Origin of the sequence: Microbacterium zouquanmingi (genome assembly GCF_052266695.1) — a bacterium.
GTDB lineage: Bacteria > Actinomycetota > Actinomycetes > Actinomycetales > Microbacteriaceae > Microbacterium.
Window position 1 is genome coordinate 483,338 of the sequence record NZ_JBQPQZ010000002.1, and the last position, 16,659, is coordinate 499,996.

At 65.0% G+C, this 16,659-nt stretch carries 15 protein-coding genes; 7 read left to right on the forward strand and 8 right to left on the reverse strand.

Features of this window, described 5'->3' with window-relative positions; translation table 11 throughout:
- Positions 1 to 110: 110 nt before the first annotated feature.
- From ACTU6U_RS06505 to ACTU6U_RS06520, 4 genes are read right to left on the reverse strand one after another with little or no spacing between them, the layout of a single operon-like run.
- The gene (locus ACTU6U_RS06505; RefSeq protein ID WP_443468335.1) at positions 111 to 2,006 is read right to left on the reverse strand and encodes a glycoside hydrolase family 127 protein; all 1,896 of its coding nucleotides are present in this window, start codon (positions 2,004 to 2,006) and stop codon (positions 111 to 113) included.
- A 28-nt stretch (positions 2,007 to 2,034) separates the two neighbouring features.
- Complete coding sequence (locus ACTU6U_RS06510) at positions 2,035 to 2,907, reverse strand: carbohydrate ABC transporter permease (protein ID WP_443468336.1); 873 nt, start codon at positions 2,905 to 2,907, stop codon at positions 2,035 to 2,037.
- Positions 2,907 to 3,869, reverse strand: a complete 963-nt coding sequence (locus ACTU6U_RS06515) for a carbohydrate ABC transporter permease (RefSeq protein ID WP_443468337.1) — start codon at positions 3,867 to 3,869, stop codon at positions 2,907 to 2,909. Before ACTU6U_RS06515 ends, ACTU6U_RS06510 begins: the two co-directional genes overlap by 1 nt.
- 42 nt (positions 3,870 to 3,911) lie before the next feature.
- Positions 3,912 to 5,174, reverse strand: coding sequence for a sugar ABC transporter substrate-binding protein (locus tag ACTU6U_RS06520; protein WP_443468338.1), 1,263 nt, complete (start codon positions 5,172 to 5,174; stop codon positions 3,912 to 3,914).
- Between the two features lie 237 nt (positions 5,175 to 5,411).
- Between ACTU6U_RS06520 and ACTU6U_RS06525 the strand changes: the two genes are divergently transcribed.
- Both ACTU6U_RS06525 and ACTU6U_RS06530 read left to right on the forward strand, forming a co-directional pair.
- Positions 5,412 to 6,443, forward strand: coding sequence for a LacI family DNA-binding transcriptional regulator (locus ACTU6U_RS06525; RefSeq protein ID WP_443468339.1), 1,032 nt, complete (start codon positions 5,412 to 5,414; stop codon positions 6,441 to 6,443).
- A 326-nt stretch (positions 6,444 to 6,769) separates the two neighbouring features.
- Positions 6,770 to 7,924, forward strand: coding sequence for an N-acetyltransferase DgcN family protein (locus ACTU6U_RS06530; protein WP_443468340.1), 1,155 nt, complete (start codon positions 6,770 to 6,772; stop codon positions 7,922 to 7,924).
- Between the two features lie 39 nt (positions 7,925 to 7,963).
- Here the strand turns inward: ACTU6U_RS06530 and ACTU6U_RS06535 are convergent, their stop codons facing one another.
- The 3 genes from ACTU6U_RS06535 to zapE all read right to left on the reverse strand — a co-directional run bounded on the left by ACTU6U_RS06535 (position 7,964) and on the right by zapE (position 10,978).
- Positions 7,964 to 8,539, reverse strand: coding sequence for a type II toxin-antitoxin system PemK/MazF family toxin (locus ACTU6U_RS06535; RefSeq protein ID WP_443468341.1), 576 nt, complete (start codon positions 8,537 to 8,539; stop codon positions 7,964 to 7,966).
- A gap of 34 nt (positions 8,540 to 8,573) precedes the next feature.
- Positions 8,574 to 9,812 (reverse strand): ammonium transporter, encoded by a 1,239-nt coding sequence (locus ACTU6U_RS06540; protein ID WP_443468342.1) that lies wholly within the window; start codon positions 9,810 to 9,812, stop codon positions 8,574 to 8,576.
- A gap of 116 nt (positions 9,813 to 9,928) precedes the next feature.
- Positions 9,929 to 10,978: a cell division protein ZapE gene (zapE, locus tag ACTU6U_RS06545; protein WP_443468343.1), complete on the reverse strand. Its 1,050-nt coding sequence runs from the start codon at positions 10,976 to 10,978 to the stop codon at positions 9,929 to 9,931.
- A gap of 120 nt (positions 10,979 to 11,098) precedes the next feature.
- Between zapE and ACTU6U_RS06550 the strand changes: the two genes are divergently transcribed.
- Both ACTU6U_RS06550 and ACTU6U_RS06555 read left to right on the forward strand, forming a co-directional pair.
- Positions 11,099 to 11,995: a sulfurtransferase gene (locus ACTU6U_RS06550; RefSeq protein WP_443468344.1), complete on the forward strand. Its 897-nt coding sequence runs from the start codon at positions 11,099 to 11,101 to the stop codon at positions 11,993 to 11,995.
- Positions 11,996 to 12,014: 19 nt separating this feature from the next.
- A complete protein-coding gene (locus tag ACTU6U_RS06555; RefSeq protein WP_443468345.1) occupies positions 12,015 to 12,446 on the forward strand; it encodes a SufE family protein in 432 nt (143 codons plus the stop codon).
- Here the strand turns inward: ACTU6U_RS06555 and ACTU6U_RS06560 are convergent.
- Positions 12,430 to 13,584, reverse strand: coding sequence for an alpha/beta hydrolase family protein (locus ACTU6U_RS06560; RefSeq protein WP_443468346.1), 1,155 nt, complete (start codon positions 13,582 to 13,584; stop codon positions 12,430 to 12,432). The two genes, ACTU6U_RS06555 and ACTU6U_RS06560, sit on opposite strands and share 17 nt — an antisense overlap.
- A 25-nt stretch (positions 13,585 to 13,609) precedes the next feature.
- On the opposite strand from ACTU6U_RS06560, the gene ACTU6U_RS06565 reads away from it, so the two are divergent.
- From ACTU6U_RS06565 to ACTU6U_RS06575, 3 genes are all read left to right on the forward strand, one after another.
- A complete protein-coding gene (locus ACTU6U_RS06565; protein ID WP_443468347.1) occupies positions 13,610 to 14,191 on the forward strand; it encodes a DUF3000 domain-containing protein in 582 nt (193 codons plus the stop codon).
- The gene (locus ACTU6U_RS06570) at positions 14,184 to 15,377 is read left to right on the forward strand and encodes an HRDC domain-containing protein (RefSeq protein WP_443468348.1); all 1,194 of its coding nucleotides are present in this window, start codon (positions 14,184 to 14,186) and stop codon (positions 15,375 to 15,377) included. Before ACTU6U_RS06565 ends, ACTU6U_RS06570 begins: the two co-directional genes overlap by 8 nt.
- Positions 15,378 to 15,450: 73 nt before the next feature.
- On the forward strand, positions 15,451 to 16,656 hold the full coding sequence (locus ACTU6U_RS06575; RefSeq protein WP_443468349.1) for a thiolase family protein: 1,206 nt from the start codon (positions 15,451 to 15,453) through the stop codon (positions 16,654 to 16,656).
- Positions 16,657 to 16,659: the final 3 nt, after the last annotated feature.

The following is a 16,659-nucleotide window of genomic DNA, read 5'->3' on the forward strand; positions in this document are numbered from 1 at the left end:
CCATCCAGGGTCCAGATCCGGTGACGTCCCCTGGCGTGGATGCTCCTATTGCTGTCAAGTGGTCTCCGGTGGGCTGAACTGAGCGTCAGCAGGCGCGCGATCAGTCGACGTCACACGGTGGGCATCCACACCCGCATGGTGGAGGGCCCATGGTTTCCCCAGGCGTTGTAGGCAATCAGCTCGACGTCGACGGGTGTGTCACCGACAATTGCAGCATCCGCACCGCCGAACGGCCAGTCGCGCGCCGGATACGTGATCGGCACCATCGGCACCACGACGCGGTCGCCGTCGATCCGGGGCTCCCCCGCGACGCGCAGCTGCTCCACCGAGTACTCCGCATCAGCGGCGCGTTCGAGACACATCACCAGCGGGCCGCGTTCGACGGCCATCTGACCGCGGAGTGCGTCGATGCGAGCATCCGGGTGCACGACCCGGGGCTGCATCGGCAGCACAAGCTCGATGACCTGGTCCTGTGCGACGGCAACAGAGACCCAACCGGGCTCGACGTTGCGTCCGTCGATCGTTGCTCCCGAAGTCGCCCACCCCGGCACGCGTAGCACGACATTCGTGCCGACCGCCGGAGCATCGACAACGGTGACCCGAACAAATCCATCTTGGGGGTAGGCGGTCTGCACATCGAGACGCACGGCGCCGGCATCGAACTGCGCGTCGATCGTTCCGTTGGCGTACTGCAGCACGTGGACGGCGTCGGCGGATACTGCCGCGACATACCCGCCCAGCGAGGCGAGCGTGCGTGCCACGTTCGGCGGGCAGCACGACACGGCGAACCACGGCGCGCGCATCGAAGCCGCCGCGCGGGGAGACACGGAGTCCGTCGAGGGCACGATGCCGGGTGAGCGGCGGTGCAGCGTGTTCGTGTAGAAGAACGACGTGCCGTCGACCGACGGCGAGGTAGCGACCACGTTGTAGAGCGTGCGTTCGACGACATCTGCCCAGTGCGCGTCGCCGGTGGCGAGCAGCATCCGATGGTGCGCCATGATCGACCCGACGCCCGCACAGGTTTCGCTGTACGCACGTTCGGAGGGCAACTCCCAGTCGTCGCCGAACGACTCGCCCTCGTGGTGCGCGCCCATGCCACCGGTCAGATATGTTCGGCGGGCGAGAGTGTGCTCAAGCTGCTGGCGGATCGCGCCCAGCAGGTCGTCGTCACCCGACTCGACCGCCTGGTCGATGGCTCCGGCCGCAAGGTAAGTGGCACGCACGGCATGACCGCGCAGTACATCGGCATCGCGCACGGGCACGTCGTCCTGAAAGTACTCACGCCCGAACTCGATATCGTCGAGCGTGGCGGTACCGCGGCGTTCGATGAAAAGGCGCGCCTGTTCGAGGTAGCGCTGGTTGCCGGTGGCGCGGGCGAGCTCGACGAGGGCGGGCTCCACCTCGGCGTGACCGCAGACCGAAGCGATGCCGGAGTCACCGAAGGTCTCGCACACGTGGTCGGCCGCCCTCAGCGCCGCCCGCACGAGGTCATCTTCGCCGTGGGTCCGGAGCCGCGCGACCGCCGCCTGAAACAGGTGCCCGTAGCAGTAGAGCTCGTGCCCCCACTCGAGGTCGGAGTAGCGCGGAAGCTGGCCCTCACGCCCGAACTTCGTATTGAGGTATCCGTCGCTTTCCTGGGCGGGAACGATGCGGGCGATGAGCGCCTGGTAGCGCGCTTCGAGCGCAGCATCCTGGGTCCTGCCGATCTCCCACGCCATCGCCTCGATGAGCTTGTACACGTCGGAGTCGCTGAACTCGCGCCCGGTACGGGTGTCGGCGAGGTTTCCCGAGACAGCGTCGTCGAAGTTGCCGATCCAGCCGAGGCGTTCCATCCAGCCTTCGCAGTGCGCGAGGATGGCGCTGCCATTGAGTCGCTGCAGATCGGCCCAGAATCCGTCGGTGATGCGCGCGGCGTGCAAGCCGATGGGGCTGAGCGCGCCACTGGACGGAACGACAGGAGCATCGATCTGGTGCGCGGGCGTGGAGCGGGAGAAAACGAGAGTCACAGAGGTACCTTCCGGAGGCAGAGGTGGGTCACTTGACCGCGCCGAGGGTGAGTCCCTCGCGCAGAAGTCGGTAGGTGAAGAAGAAGAGCACGAGGATCGGCACCGACGTGATCACAGCGAGCGCCATGAGGCCTGGCCAGTTGATGCCGAACGCCGACACCTGGGCTGCGAGCAGGGCGCTGAGCGGGTAGTTCACCGGCGAGAGGAAGAAGTTCACCGCATAGAGGAACTCTCCCCACGCGAGCAGGAACACGAGGGTGCCGGTGGTGGCGATGCCGTTTCGGGCGAGCGGGAGCATGACGGAGAAGAACACGCGCAGGGTCGATGCGCCGTCGAGCGACGCCGCCTCTTCGATCGCGATCGGCACCGCGCGGAAGAACGGTCGCAGCAGCAGAATCGCGAATGGGGTGAGCAATGCCGTGTCGGCGAGGATGAGGCCGAGGTTGGAGTCGAGCAGGCCCCAGCCGCCGAAGATCTGGAACAGCGGGATGACGTTCGCCGTCTGCGGCAGCATCTGCAGCACGATCATCGCGCCGAGCATGATCGTGGTGATGCGCGCGTCGTAGCGGGCGAGTCCATAGCCAGCAGGAATGGCGATCGCGAGCGACAGCGCCGTGGTGCCGGCTGCGATCACGAGCGACTGCTGCATGGCGGTGTAGAGACCCGCGTTCGACAGCGCCGCGACGTAGGCATCGAGCGTTGGGGTGAAGAAAAACGACGACTGCGACCCGATGACGTCGCCCGGTGCCTTCAGCGAGGTGAGCAGGATCCACAAAAGCGGAATCGCGTAGATGAGGAACAGCACACCGCGAAGCGGGCCCGCGACGGGGGCGAACGGCAACTTGCGACGCCGACGGAGCGGGGACGCGGAGCCGGTGAGCAGGGTGGAGGTTGCAGACATCACTTCTCCTCGTTTCGCACGCCTCGGGCGTAGAACACCGCGAGCACCAGCACCAGCAGCACGGCGATGACGGCGGATGATGCGCCCAGGCCGTAGTCGAAGCGCACGAACGCTTGCAGGTAGCCGAGGAACGGCAGGGTGGTGGTGGCCGTGCCCGGGCCGCCGAAGGTCATGACGTAGATGAAGTCGAACGAGCGGAAGCCGTAGACCACCGTCAGCACGGCGAGGATCATGGTGGTCGATCGCACCGAAGGGATGATGATGTGGTGAATTTCCTGCCAGCGTGAGGCGCCATCGACCCGGGATGCTTCGAACAGTTCGGCCGGGATGCCGAGCATCGCCGCGCGGTAGACGAGCGCGTTGAAAGGGATCACAACCCACGAGTTCACGAGGGCCACCGAGACGAGCGCCAGGCGGTCGTCGTAGAGAAACGGCACCGCGTCCGAGGTGAGGCCGATGTCCATGAACACGGTGTTGAAGAGGCCTTGGCTGCCGAGGAGGAACTTCCAGACGCTGCCGTTCACCACAGGCGGGAGTGCCCACACGAACACGAGGATCGCGAGGATGATGGCAGTCCACTTTCCGGTGGGAGCCAGCAGAATGGCCGCGGCGAGCCCGCCGACGAGTCCGAGTACCGTGACGATGCCGACGAACACGACGGTGTTGAGGATCACGCTGCCGAATGCGCCGTCACCGAAATTGCGGATCACGTTGTCGAGGCCGATGAAGGGCCAATCGCCGCGCAGGTTCGAGACCTTGACGTCGCTGACGCTCATGCGCAGGAGCTGCGTGAGCGGGTAGACGGCGAAGACCAGCAGGAAGAGCGCGGCCGGCAGCACGAAGAGCAGCGTGCTGCGCGAGCCGGCCGCGGGCTTCAATCGGCGGCGGGGGCGGCCTTGCCCGCCCGATGGCGTCGGGTCGTCGGCGCGCGCGGCGTGTGCGGCGACTGTCAGCTTCGACATTGTGCTCCAGACGTCATTGATCGGATGGGCAAGGCCGGTGGGTTACAGCAGGCCGTCGAGTGCTGCGAGCACCTGGTCGGCGGCAGCATCCGGAGTCAACTGTCCGCTGATCACGCCGCTCCAGGCTTGCCCGACTGCGAGCTGCACGTCGGCGACAGCTGCCGGCGGGATGGCAGCATCCGGGTAATTGGCGCCGTGGGAGGCGATCGACTCGGCGAACGGCGCCATGAGCGTGTTCGAGGTGACGGCGTCGCTTGCAGCGGCGTCGGCGCGTGCCGGGATGCTGCCGACGGTCTCGGCTGCGATCACACCGCCCTCTTCGCTGAAGTACGTGCTCTCGAGGTACGCCCAGGCGAGGTCGGGATTGGCGCTGAACGCACCGATGCCCTCGCCTTCACCGCCGAGGTACACCCCGCCGTCTGCGCCGACCGGCAGCGCAACGACGCCGTACTCGAACTGCGCGGTGGATTCGGCCGTTCCCATCTGCCAGTTGCCATTTTCGGCGAAGGCGTGACCGCCGGCGGCGAACGTCTGGAACGGAACAGTCTGGTCCCAGGTGGATGCTTCGCGGGTCAGGGCGCCCGACTCGGTCCACTGCTGGATCATGGTGAACGCCTCGACGAGGGGCTCGCGCTGTGGGTCATCGTAGGTGAAGCCGTACGACGAAAGCCACGGGTATCCCTGCCACTCGCCCTGCGAGTTCGGCAGGCCCGAGAGAGTGATGCCGCCCTGACCGGCGGCGACGGCCGCATCGAGTGCTGCGCTGAGTTCGTCGAGGGTCGTGGGCGCTTCGACGCCGATCTCGGTGAGGATGTCGGCGTTGTACCAGAGGCCGAGCAGGTTCACGTAGCCCTGCACCGCGTAGGTGACGTCATCGACGCTGTGGATCACGGAATCCGGAAACTCCTCAGCATCCGCGAAGGATCCCCAATAGTCGTCAAGCGGGGCGAGCACGCCACCGAGTGCGAGGGTGGAGGCATCCGCGCCGTTGAAAACGACCACGTCGGGCCCGGTTTCGGTGGAGGCTGCCGAGATGAGTCGCGGGTTCAGCTGGTCGTACGGCACGAAGACGTTCTCGACGGTGACGCCGTCGTTCTCGGCTTCGAACTTGGCTTTGTAGTCGTCCATGACCTTCACCTGGTTGTCGTCACTGAAGTAGTGCCAGACGGTGAGTGTGTCGCTGCCACCTGCGGTCGCTCCACCGGCGTCGCTCTGCGCGCTGGGGGTGCAACCCGTGAGCACGAGCGCGAGCGCCGCGGTGGATACGAGCGCGGCACGGGCGCCCACGCGAGTTTTGCTGATCATCTTGGAAACTGCTCCTCATCTTCTTTGATGCATGCGGTGCCGGCTGGTGCACGGTGCCGTTCCTTCGGAAACTTCCTAAAAGGTTTTCTGAATACTATCTACCGGTTTTCTGGCCGTCAACTCGTCGGATGAAGCTCTCGACTTGCATGAGTTTCCGAAACCGTGGATGATGACGTTCACCACAATTCGCCGGATGTACGCCTGAATCGGCTTGTTATGGGATCTGATGAGCCAGGGATGAACACACGAGAGCGAGGCGTCATGGCACACAGCGCGGCGAAACGCGCCACCCTTCGTGATGTCGCGGATCTAGCCGGTGTATCGCTGGCGACGGCATCGAAGGCGCTGAACGGGCGACAGCACGTGAAGGCGGCGACCCGGGACAAGGTTCGCCAGGCGGCCGAAACGCTCAACTTCTCACCGAACGAGGCTGCACGCAGCCTGCTCATGGGCCAGACGGGTACCGTGGGGCTCATCACGGGCGACTTGGAGGGCCGGTTCAGCCTCCCGATTCTGATGGGCGCCGAGGACGCGTTCGGAGCAGGTCGAGTCTCGATCTTTCTGTGCGACGCGCGCGGTGACGCGATTCGCGAGAAGTATCACCTCGATGCGCTGCTGCGTCGCAATGTCGACGGCATCATCGTCGTGGGGTACCGCACCAACCCGCGCGCTCCGCTTCCCGGTTCACTGCCGGTGCCGGTCGTGTACGCGTACGCCCCGAGCCAGAACGAGTCGGATCTGTCGGTGATTCCCGACGACACGGATGCTGGCGCGCTGGCCGTCACGCACCTCGTGAGTACAGGGCGGCGACGCGTCGTGCATATCTCGGGCGATCCCGACTACACCGCCGCCCAAGAGCGCTCAACCGGTATCGCCGCGGAGCTTCAGCGCCAGCAGTTGTCCCTGGTGGGCGGCCGGCCGCTGTTCGGCGCGTGGACCGAACAGTGGGGGCGAACCGCGATCACCCGGCTGCTCGAACAGGGCGAAGATTTCGACGGTGTCGTCTGCGGCAACGATCAGATCGCGCGCGGCGTGCTCGATGCCCTGCACGCGGGAGGACGCAGCGTCCCGCGCGACGTGGGCGTGATCGGTGTCGACAACTGGGAAGCCATGACCACCGGCTCCTCGCCGACGCTCACCAGCATCGATCTCAACCTCGAACAACTGGGCCGGGAAGCCGCTGAGCTGTTGTTCGCCTCGATGCAAGGCCCGGTCGACCCCGGTATACGCCGTGTCACCGGCAGGGTCGTCACTCGGGAAAGCACGTAGGAGTCCGCGTCATACTCCGCCACCTCGATGCGCGCAGCAGCACCCGCCTCGGTCGCCTCGGGCGCTCGTGAGCTGGTCGTGACGCTTCGCTTCGCTGGTCATCCCATCGCCGGACATCGCCTGTCCTTCCGTGTTTACGGCCAGCAAGGCTAGGGCGTTTCCCGTAGACAGAGCAATTCCGGGCTGACCCGCAGTTTTCACTGATACGGTGAGCGAAGTCGGCATCTTGCCGGCGTCAGGGAAGACTTCTTGTCGACCAACGGGCCGCACTGGCCACTTCGTTCTCCGTCGCCTCCTCTGGACCATCTCGAGGAGACCCGATTTCCGTGCACCCGTATACCCATTCCACTGATCCTCGCACCGATGACGCATCGACCGCCCTCCCCGTGCTTCCGGTCGGCTCGTCCGCGATCGTCTACTGCGAAGCACAGTTCGGCGAACAGGATGGCAAGACGGCCAACGGTCTGGTCCGTCACTCCGAGAAGTACGACATCCTCAGCGTCATCGACAGCCGCCATACCGGCGCGGACGCGGGTGCCCTGCTCGACGGCACGGCTAACGGCATCCCGATCCTCGCGAGTCTCACAGCGGCCATCGCGCACGCAGGTACGACGCCGGACTACCTGATCTGCGGTGTGGCACCCGCTGACGGTCTGCTCTCCGACGCGCAGCGGGTCGTTCTGCTGGACGGCATCGCCCACGGCATGCACATCATCAACGGTCTGCACGAGTTCCTGAACGACGATGCGGAGTTCGTCGCTGCCGCGCTTCTCTCGGGCGTGACCATAACCGACGTACGACGCCCGAAGGAAAAGAAGGATCTTCACCTGTTCTCGGGTCGCATCTTCGACGTCACGTGCCCTCGGATCGCCGTACTCGGCACCGACGGCGCGATCGGCAAACGAACGACCGCAACGCTCCTCGTCCAAGCCCTCAACGACCGCGGCATCCACGCGGTCATGGTCGGCACAGGGCAGACGACGATCATCCAGGGCGGTCGCTACGGCGTGGCGCTGGATGCTCTGGTACCGCAGTTCTGCTCCGGCGAGGTCGAGAACCAGGTCGTCTCAGCCTTTGAAGCAGAGGACCCCGACATCATCATCGTAGAGGGACAGGGGGCGCTGAGCCACCCCGCGTACCTCACTTCCGCGCACATCCTGCGAGGCAGCAGACCTGCCGGCGTCATTGTGCAGCACGCGCCGGGCAGACAGGTTCTCGGCGACTTCCCGATGATGCCGATGCCCACTGTTGCGAGTGAGGTGGCACTCATCGAGGCTTTTGCAGAAACACGTGTGATCGGTGTGACGGTCAACCACGAGAGTCTTTCCACCACGCAGATCGGCGACGCGATCGACGCGATCGAACTGGAGATCGGCGTACCTGCGACAGATCCGCTGACCCGCCCGCTGAGCGAGTTGGCCGACATGGTGCTGACGGCTTTCCCCGTACTGCGTGCAGCGGCGGCCTCCGAGCGCGTCTGACCCGGAGCGGCGTGCAACCGGCTGCTCAGCCGGTTGCAGTCAGCGCCGCGCCCACCCGTATCGCGCGGCGAGCGTCGCCACCACCCGGTCGTAGCGCTTTCGATCGAGGATGGCAGCCTCACGACGCATCCCCTTCTCGTGCACGCTGTAGAGCTGCTCGATGTCGACCCAAGACTCGCGTCCCTGCGAGTCCCACTCCCCGGTGCCGATCGACAGGTAGTCGCGATCGCGGTCGTGAGCCTTGCTCGTCATCCGCACAGCGTACACGCGCGCAGCGGAATGGCGGCCGATCACGAGGACGGGGCGGTCCTTGCCGCGTCCGTCATTCTCTTCGTAAGGGACCCACGTCCAGATGACCTCGCCGGAATCCGGAGCACCGTCCTTCGACGGCGAGTAGTCGACCTTGAGGTTCTGGATGTGGTCCGGATCGATCCGGACGGTCTCACTCCCCTGCTCCCGCCCCGGTTCGATCGCCTCACCCGCATCACGCAGGCGCGCAGTCGGTGCGGTCACACCAGAACGTCCCGGCTTCTCAGAAGTCCGGGACGTTCTATCCGACAGCGCCCTGATGACGATGTCGGCAAGCTGGCGGAGGATGCTTCTGGAAGAACTCACCCCGCCACACTACCCACGCCTTCGTGGGCCGCACTCACGCGTCGATGAGTGCGTAGCCTTCCTCACCGTGGACCACTGAGTCGACTCCGGCGATCTCGTCCTCATTGGTGATGCGGAATCCGATCGTCTTCTGAATCACGATGCCGATGATGAAGGCGACGACGAAGGAGTACAGCATGACTCCGATGACGGCGATCACCTGGACAGCGAGCAGACGCGCGTCGCCCCCGACGAAGAGTCCCTGCTCGGTCGCGAAGAAGCCGAGGTAGACCGTGCCGAGCACACCGCCGACGAGGTGGATACCGACGACGTCGAGCGAGTCATCGAAACCGAGGCGGAACTTCAGCTCCACAGCGAGTGCGCACAACACACCGGAGAGTGCGCCGAGCAGCAATGCCCAGCCGGGCGTCAGGTTGGCGCACGCCGGGGTGATCGCGACGAGTCCGGCGACAGCACCCGATGCGGCTCCGACCGACGTGGGCTTGCCGTCCTTGATCTTCTCGATGAGGATCCAGCCGAGGATCGCAGCGGCAGTGGCGCCGAGGGTGTTGATACCGATGAGGCCGACGCCGCCCATGTCCTCGGAGTTCCACTCTGCGCCGGCGTTAAAGCCGAACCATCCGAACCAGAGGATCGCAGCGCCGAGCAGCGTGAGCGGCACGTTGTGCGGCTTGAGGATGCCCTTCTGGAAGCCGACGCGCTTGCCGAGAACCAGAGCGAGCGCAAGAGCCGCTGCACCTGCCGTGATGTGCACCGCGGTACCGCCGGCGTAGTCGATGACATGAATGCCGCTGTTTTCGCCGAAGAGCATGGTGCCGAGGTTCATGACCCAGCCACCGCCCCAGACCCAGGCTGCGATCGGGAAGTAGCCGACGGTGGCGAACACTCCCGCGAAGATCAACCAGCTGCCGAACTTCGCCCGGTCGGCGATGGCGCCGGAGATCAGGGCGACCGTGATGATCGCGAAGGTGGCACCGTAGGCGACACCGAGCAGAGCGACGTTCGACGAGTCCCCGCCTGCCATCGAGCTGAGCCCGAAGTCCGCGAACGGGTTACCGGCGAACTGACCGGGGTTCTCGACGGCACTCATCGAGTAGCCGAACAGAATCCAGAGCACCGCGACCAGACCGATGGAGCCGAAGCTCATCATCATCATGCTCACGACGCTCTTCGCCTTGACCAGACCGCCGTAGAAGAACGCCACGCCTGGGGTCATCAGAAGCACGAGCGCCGTGGCGGTAATACCCCACGAGATGTTGCCGGGAGCATCCATAGGAAAACCTCACATCCGAAGTAATTGAGAGCTTCAGTGTGGCGAGGCCCGATTTCGGGGATGCGCGTGGTCTGTTTCGGCGGCGTTACACCCGGGTTCGCGGTGTGAACATCGTGTTACGAAGCGCTCTGCAATTGCGCGGAATGCGTGAGGGCGTTGAGGCGAGAGATGGCGCGCAAGTATTTCTTACGGTATCCACCGCCCAGCATTTCTTCTGCGAACACCTGATCAAGGCTCACGCCGGTCGCAATGATCGGCACCTGGGCGTCATACACGCGGTCGACGAATGCGACGAAGCGCAGCGCCTCCGACTGATCGGTGAGCACCTCGACATCCCGAAGTCCGACGAGAGAGATGCCATCGATCAACCGGATGTAACGAGAGGGATGCACCTTGGCGAGGTGCCGGACGACGTCGATGAACAGATCATCGGATGCCGTACCCACTGCCCCGGCGATGTGCGCCGCGTATTCAGCATCCGAGACTGCGACGGCCTTGCCGTCGAGCGCTCGCTGGCGGAAGTCGACGCCATCGATTCGGATCGTCTCGAAGCTGTCGGACATGGCGTGGATCTCACGCAGGAAGTCCTGTGCTGCGAAACGCCCCTCACCCAGTGCGTTCGGCGGAGTGTTCGAGGTTGCGGCGAGCTTCGTGCCGGAGGCCACGAGCTCGCCGAGCAGACGGGTCATCACCATGGTGTCGCCCGGGTCATCGAGCTCGAACTCGTCGATGCAGAGCAGATCCGCCCCGCGAAGCAGGTCGACTGTGTTCTTGTACCCCAGCGCACCGACGAGAGCGGTGTACTCGATGAACGAGCCGAAGTACTTCCGGCGAGCGGGCATCGCGTGATAGATGGATGCGAGCAGGTGCGTCTTGCCCACGCCGAAGCCGCCATCAAGATAGACGCCGGGTTTGAGGTCGGCTTCCTTCTTCTTGCCACGCCCGAAGAATCCGGACTTCTTCGGAGCGGGGCCGCGACCGGCGAAGCGCTCGAGCAGCTCTTTGGACTCAGCCTGAGAGGGAAACGCATCGTCGGAGCGGTAGCTGTCGAAGCTCGCCGTCGAGAACTGCGGCGGCGGCACGAGGCTTGCCAGCATCTCTGCCCCGGTCACGACAGGCTCGCGCGCGGTGAGGTGCGCGATGGTCGCACTGTCTGTGTCGGTCATGCGTTTCCTATGTCGAAGTCTTACGGATCCGGGACGAAGCGCGCCGAACGGCTCTATGGTCGAAGGTGCGGCTCAACATTACGCCGTCAACCCGAGAGCCCAGTACCCCAGGAGCGCCAGATGACCATTGAGTTCGACACCACCGTCGCGAAGTTCGCCGAGTATTCCGAGCCTGGACGCCTCGTCAGCACCGAGTGGCTCGCAGCTCGCCTCGGAGAACCCGGGCTTGTGGTGGTCGAATCGGATGAAGACGTACTGCTCTACGAAACCGGTCACATTCCGGGAGCTGTGAAGGTGGACTGGCACACAGAACTCAACGACCCTGTCGTGCGCGATTACGTCGATGGCGAGGGCTTCGCTGAGCTCCTCAGCCGCAAGGGCATCTCGCGCGACGACACTGTCGTCATCTACGGCGACAAGAGCAACTGGTGGGCGGCCTACGCGCTCTGGGTGTTCTCGCTGTTCGGCCACGAAGATGTGCGTCTGCTCGACGGCGGTCGTGATCGTTGGATCTCCGAGGGGCGAGAGATCACCACCGAGACCAGCAAGTCTGTGCGGACGAACTACCCGGTGATCGAGCGGGATGACTCGGCTCTTCGTGCATACAAGGACGACGTCGTCTCCTTCATCGGCAAGGGCCCGCTGATCGACGTCCGCTCCCCCGAGGAGTACAACGGTGAGCGCACGACCGCACCGGCGTACCCCGAGGAAGGCACCCTGCGGGCCGGACACATCCCGACTGCGCAGAGCGTGCCGTGGGGCAAGGCTGTCGCTGAAGACGGCGGCTTCCGTCCCCGTGCCGAGCTCGAGGCCATCTACCGTGACGGTGTCGGCATCACCGAAGGCGATGACATCGTCGCATACTGCCGCATCGGGGAGCGCTCGAGCCACACGTGGTTTGTTCTGAAGCACTTGCTCGGCTTCGACAACGTGCGCAACTATGACGGGTCCTGGACCGAGTGGGGCAGCGCGGTGCGCGTGCCGATCGTCACAGGCGCTGAGCCCGGCTCGCTCTGAGCATGTGAGAATTGCTCGAATGAGCACTACGCACGTTCCCGACACCCTCGCGGAGATCCGCGGCGACTTCCTCGAGCTCCCCGAGGGCGAGCGTCTCCAGCTTCTGCTGGAGTTCTCCCAGGAGCTGCCTGCGGTGTCCGAGGAAGTCGCGGGCCACCCCGAGATGTACGAGCGTGTCGCCGAATGTCAGTCACCGGTGTACATCTACGTCGAGGTCGTAGACGACGTCGTCACCATGCACGCCACAGCGCCGCCAGAGGCGCCGACGACGCGCGGTTTCGCCAGCATCCTCGTGCAGGGCATCACCGGCCTTTCGGCCGACGAGGTCCTCGCGATCCCGGATGACTATCCGCAGTCGATCGGTCTCACGCGTGCCGTGTCACCGCTGCGAATCGGCGGGATGACCGGGATGCTGATGCGAGTGAAGCGTCAGGTCACTCTGAAGCGCTGAAGCGGTTCTCGCGCAGCCATGCCGTGATCGCGGCATTCCAATCGGTCTGATCGTAGTTCCAGATCTTGGTGTGCCGCGCCACGGTGAAGTGCGGCATCGTCACGATGTCTGGACGCGCCTCTGCGAGAGCGCGAGAAGAATCCACCGGCACAAAACCGTCGTCGTCGCTGTGCAGGATGAGGATCGGGACCGCGAGCTCCTCGGCTCGCGCCACCATGTCGAGACGGTCGAAGGGTATCGCTTCTTCTGCCCCGCTGATCCGCGCAGTCAATGGCGATGACAGCGCGTTCATCGCGAGCGTCGGCAGTGGATCGATGATGCCGGTCTCGCGAGCCTGGAATCGGAGGACTGTGCGCCAGTCCACGACCGGAGAGTCCAGCACCAGGCCTGCGATCGCCAGGCGGTTCGCTGAAGACACTGCGGCCTGGAGTGCGATTGCACCTCCCATCGACCACCCCATCAGCACCACTCGCTCAGCGCCGTGGCGCAGCGCGTACGAGATCGCAGCGTCGACGTCTTGCCACTCGGTCGCACCGAGCGCATACGAGCCACCTCGGCTGCGAGGGGCCTCGCCATCGTTGCGATAAGAGACGACCAGATTCGGCAAGCCCATCGAACGCAGGACGGGGACAGCGCGGAGGCACTCTGCCCTAGTGGCGCCTCTGCCGTGGATCTGGATCACCCAGGTCGACGACTCTGCGGGGAACAGCCAAGCAGGGCACGGTCCCGCTGGAGAGCCGATCAGCACCGGCTCCCACGGCAGGTGCAATTCTGTCGGCGACGAGTAGTACCAGCCGTTGAAGCCCGCAGGGCGGTCGATCCGCGCACCCGAATCGACCTGGGTGAGGAGCTTGCGACGCACATGCTTCGCGTCGGAACTCAAAATCGCGCCCAGCTTGACGTAGCCGTAGGTGCCCGTCGTGAACAGACCGTAGCGGCCAGGCAGCTCCGTGTCGGGTGTGCGGGCGAGTTCGATTGTCTGCGCGCCGGTGTCCACCGCAAGGATTTCGGTGTCCGCTGCTCTCGCCGCCGGCGTTACGACGCGTCGACCGATCGAGAACACCAAAAAGGCAACCCCGGCGCACAGCGCGAATAGGGCGGGTACCAGCAGCGCAACGGCGTGCCTGAGACTCTTCATCGCTTCCTGACTCTAGCCTGTCACCGTGAGCGCACACCCTGACGCCGGAACTGAGTTCGCGCGCGTCTGCGCCGAACTGCGAGAAACGGCGTTCCGCGATGACATCGTGGTGCGCGAGATCGCCTCGCCACAGGGGCTCGCGCCCTTCTCCATCGCACTGGCAGCCGACGTCCGCCCCGATGGCCACGGAGAGTCGATCTACGGCACCGGCCGGTTCGTTCTGCTCTACGATCCAGACGAGCCTGCTGCATGGGGCGGCTCCTGGCGAATCGTCGCCTTTGCGCAGGCACCTTTGGAGCCGGAGATCGGCACGGATCCGCTGTTGGCAGATGTCACCTGGTCGTGGCTCGTCGATGCGCTTGATTCGCGCGGTGCGGTCTATCACTCGGCCTCTGGAACCTCGACGAAGACCATCTCGAAGGGCTTCGGGGCATTGGCTGCAGAAGGCGATGGAGCGCAGATCGAACTACGCTCTTCTTGGACGCCGGAAGAGCCATTCCGGCCGCACGTGGAAGCATGGGCCGAACTGGTCGGCATGCTTGCCGGCCTCCCGCCCGGCTCAGAGAACATCGCCGTGTTCGGCGCGCGAAAGGCAGGTCGTGACTGAGTACTCCGTCATCGACGATCCCAATGATTTCCAGGCTGCGTGTGCGGCTCTTGCCGCCGGCACGGGGCCAGTCGCTGTCGACGTGGAGCGAGCATCCGGTTTTCGCTATTCGCAGCGCGCATATCTCGTGCAGGTGTTCCGCCGTGATGCGGGCGTCTTCCTCTTCGATCCGCCCGCACTCGGTGATTTCGCACCGTTGCAGGCAGCGATCGGCGATGTCGAATGGGTCTTCCATGCCGCGAGCCAGGACCTGCCTTCCCTAAGAGAGCTCGATCTCGAGCCCCACACGCTGTTCGACACCGAACTCGCATCACGGTTGCTCGGGCACGATCGCGTCGGACTCGCTGCAGTCGTGGAAGACGTCCTTGAAATCACTCTCAAGAAGGAGCATTCCGCTGCAGACTGGTCGACACGGCCACTCCCCGACTCCTGGCTCGACTATGCGGCACTCGACGTGCTCTACCTCGTCGATGTCCGCGATCGGCTCGCAGAAGAACTCGAAGAAGCGGGCAAGACGGAGTTCGCCGCTCAGGAGTTCGCCGCAACTCTCGCTCAGCCACCGCGCCCTCCACGCGATGACCCGTGGCGTCGCCTCAGCGGTCTGCATCAGGTCAAGGGCGCCCGTAACCTCGCGGTCGCGCGCGCGCTCTGGGAGGCCAGAGAACAGTACGCCCAGCAGCAGGACACCTCACCTGGCCGGCTCGTGCCGGACCGGTCGCTCGTCGCCGCGGTACTGGCGAATCCGCAATCGAAGCACGCGCTCGCCGGCGTTCAGGCGTTCAACGGACGCGCAAGCCGCTCAGAGCTCGATCGCTGGTGGGAAGCAATCGTGCGCGGTCGCGAGTCGGACGATCTCCCTCGTGCGCGGGTCAGCAGCGACGCCCTTCCCCCGGCCCGTGCCTGGGCGGAGCGGAACCCCGAAGCGGATGCTCGGCTGAAGCTTGCTCGCCCCGCGGTCGAAACCGTCGCTGAAGAGCTGCACATGCCGACCGAGAACCTTCTGAAGCCGGATATGCTGCGGCGCGTGGCGTGGACGCCGCCGGAGCTGAGCACCGATGCAGTGGCCGCAGCGCTCGCAGCCCTGGGGGCTCGCCCCTGGCAGATTGAGCAGACTGCACAGAAGATCGCGGATGCCTTTGTAGAAGCCGGGCAAACGCCCGATCAGGGTCTCGCCTCCGAGTCGTAGGTTCAATCCAACCGATTCCCCACGCTCTCTCCGCGACTCCTAGGCTGAAGCCATCCCTAACTTTGGAGGCAGAGTGGCCGAGATCTCGGACGTCTACTTCGTCGATGGCATGCGTACCCCGTTTGGACGCGCCGGCGAAAAAGGCATGTACTGGAACACCCGCGCAGACGACCTCGCTGTCAAGGCGACGATCGGTCTGATGGAGCGCAACTCCGCCGTGCCTGCGGACCGCATCGATGATGTCGCGATTGCCGCGACGTCGCAGACCGGCGACCAGGGTCTGACCCTCGGTCGATCCGTTGCGATCCTGGCTGGTCTTCCCAACACGGTGCCCGGCCTCGCTGTCGAGCGCATGTGCGCCGGCGCGATGACCAGCGTCACCACGATGGCTGCATCGATCGGTATCGGCATGTACGACTTCGCCCTCGCGGGCGGCGTCGAGCACATGGGCCACCACCCGATCGGCGCCAATGCCGACCCGAACCCCCGCTTCGTCGCTGAGAAGATGGTTGACCCCGGGGCCCTCAACATGGGTGTCACTGCCGAGCGTATCTTCGATCGGTTCCCGCACCTCACCAAAGAGCGCTCCGACCGTTTCGGCATGCTCAGCCAGCACAAGGTGCAGGCCGCGTACGACGCTGGCAGGATTCAGCCCGATCTCGTTCCGGTCGCCGTGAAGGATGCCGCAGGCTCCTGGGGCCTCGCGACAGAAGACGAAGGTCGCCGTCCGCAGACGACGATGGAAGACCTCGCCGCCCTCAAGACGCCGTTCCGCCCACACGGGCGCGTCACGGCAGGTACCTCTTCTCCGCTGACCGACGGCGCGACGATGTCGCTGCTCGCGGGCGGTGGCGCTGTCAAGGAATTCGGCCTGCAGCCGAAGATGAAGATGGTCTCGTTCGCCTTCGCGGGCGTGCAGCCCGAGATCATGGGCATCGGTCCGATCCCTTCGACCGAGAAGGCGCTGAAGAAGGCCGGACTCGCGATCTCCGACATCGGCCTGTTCGAGTTGAACGAGGCGTTCGCGATCCAGGTGATCTCCCTGCTCGATCACTTCGGCATTGCTGATGACGACCCGCGCGTCAACCAGTGGGGTGGAGCCATTGCCGTCGGTCACCCGCTGGCAGCATCCGGTGTTCGTCTGATGATCCAGCTCGCGGCCCAGTTCGCCGAGCGCCCCGACGTTCGCTATGGCTTGACGGCCATGTGCGTGGGTCTTGGCCAAGGCGGCAGCGTCATCTGGGAGAACCCGTTCTACGACGGTAAGAAGCGCAAGTGAGGG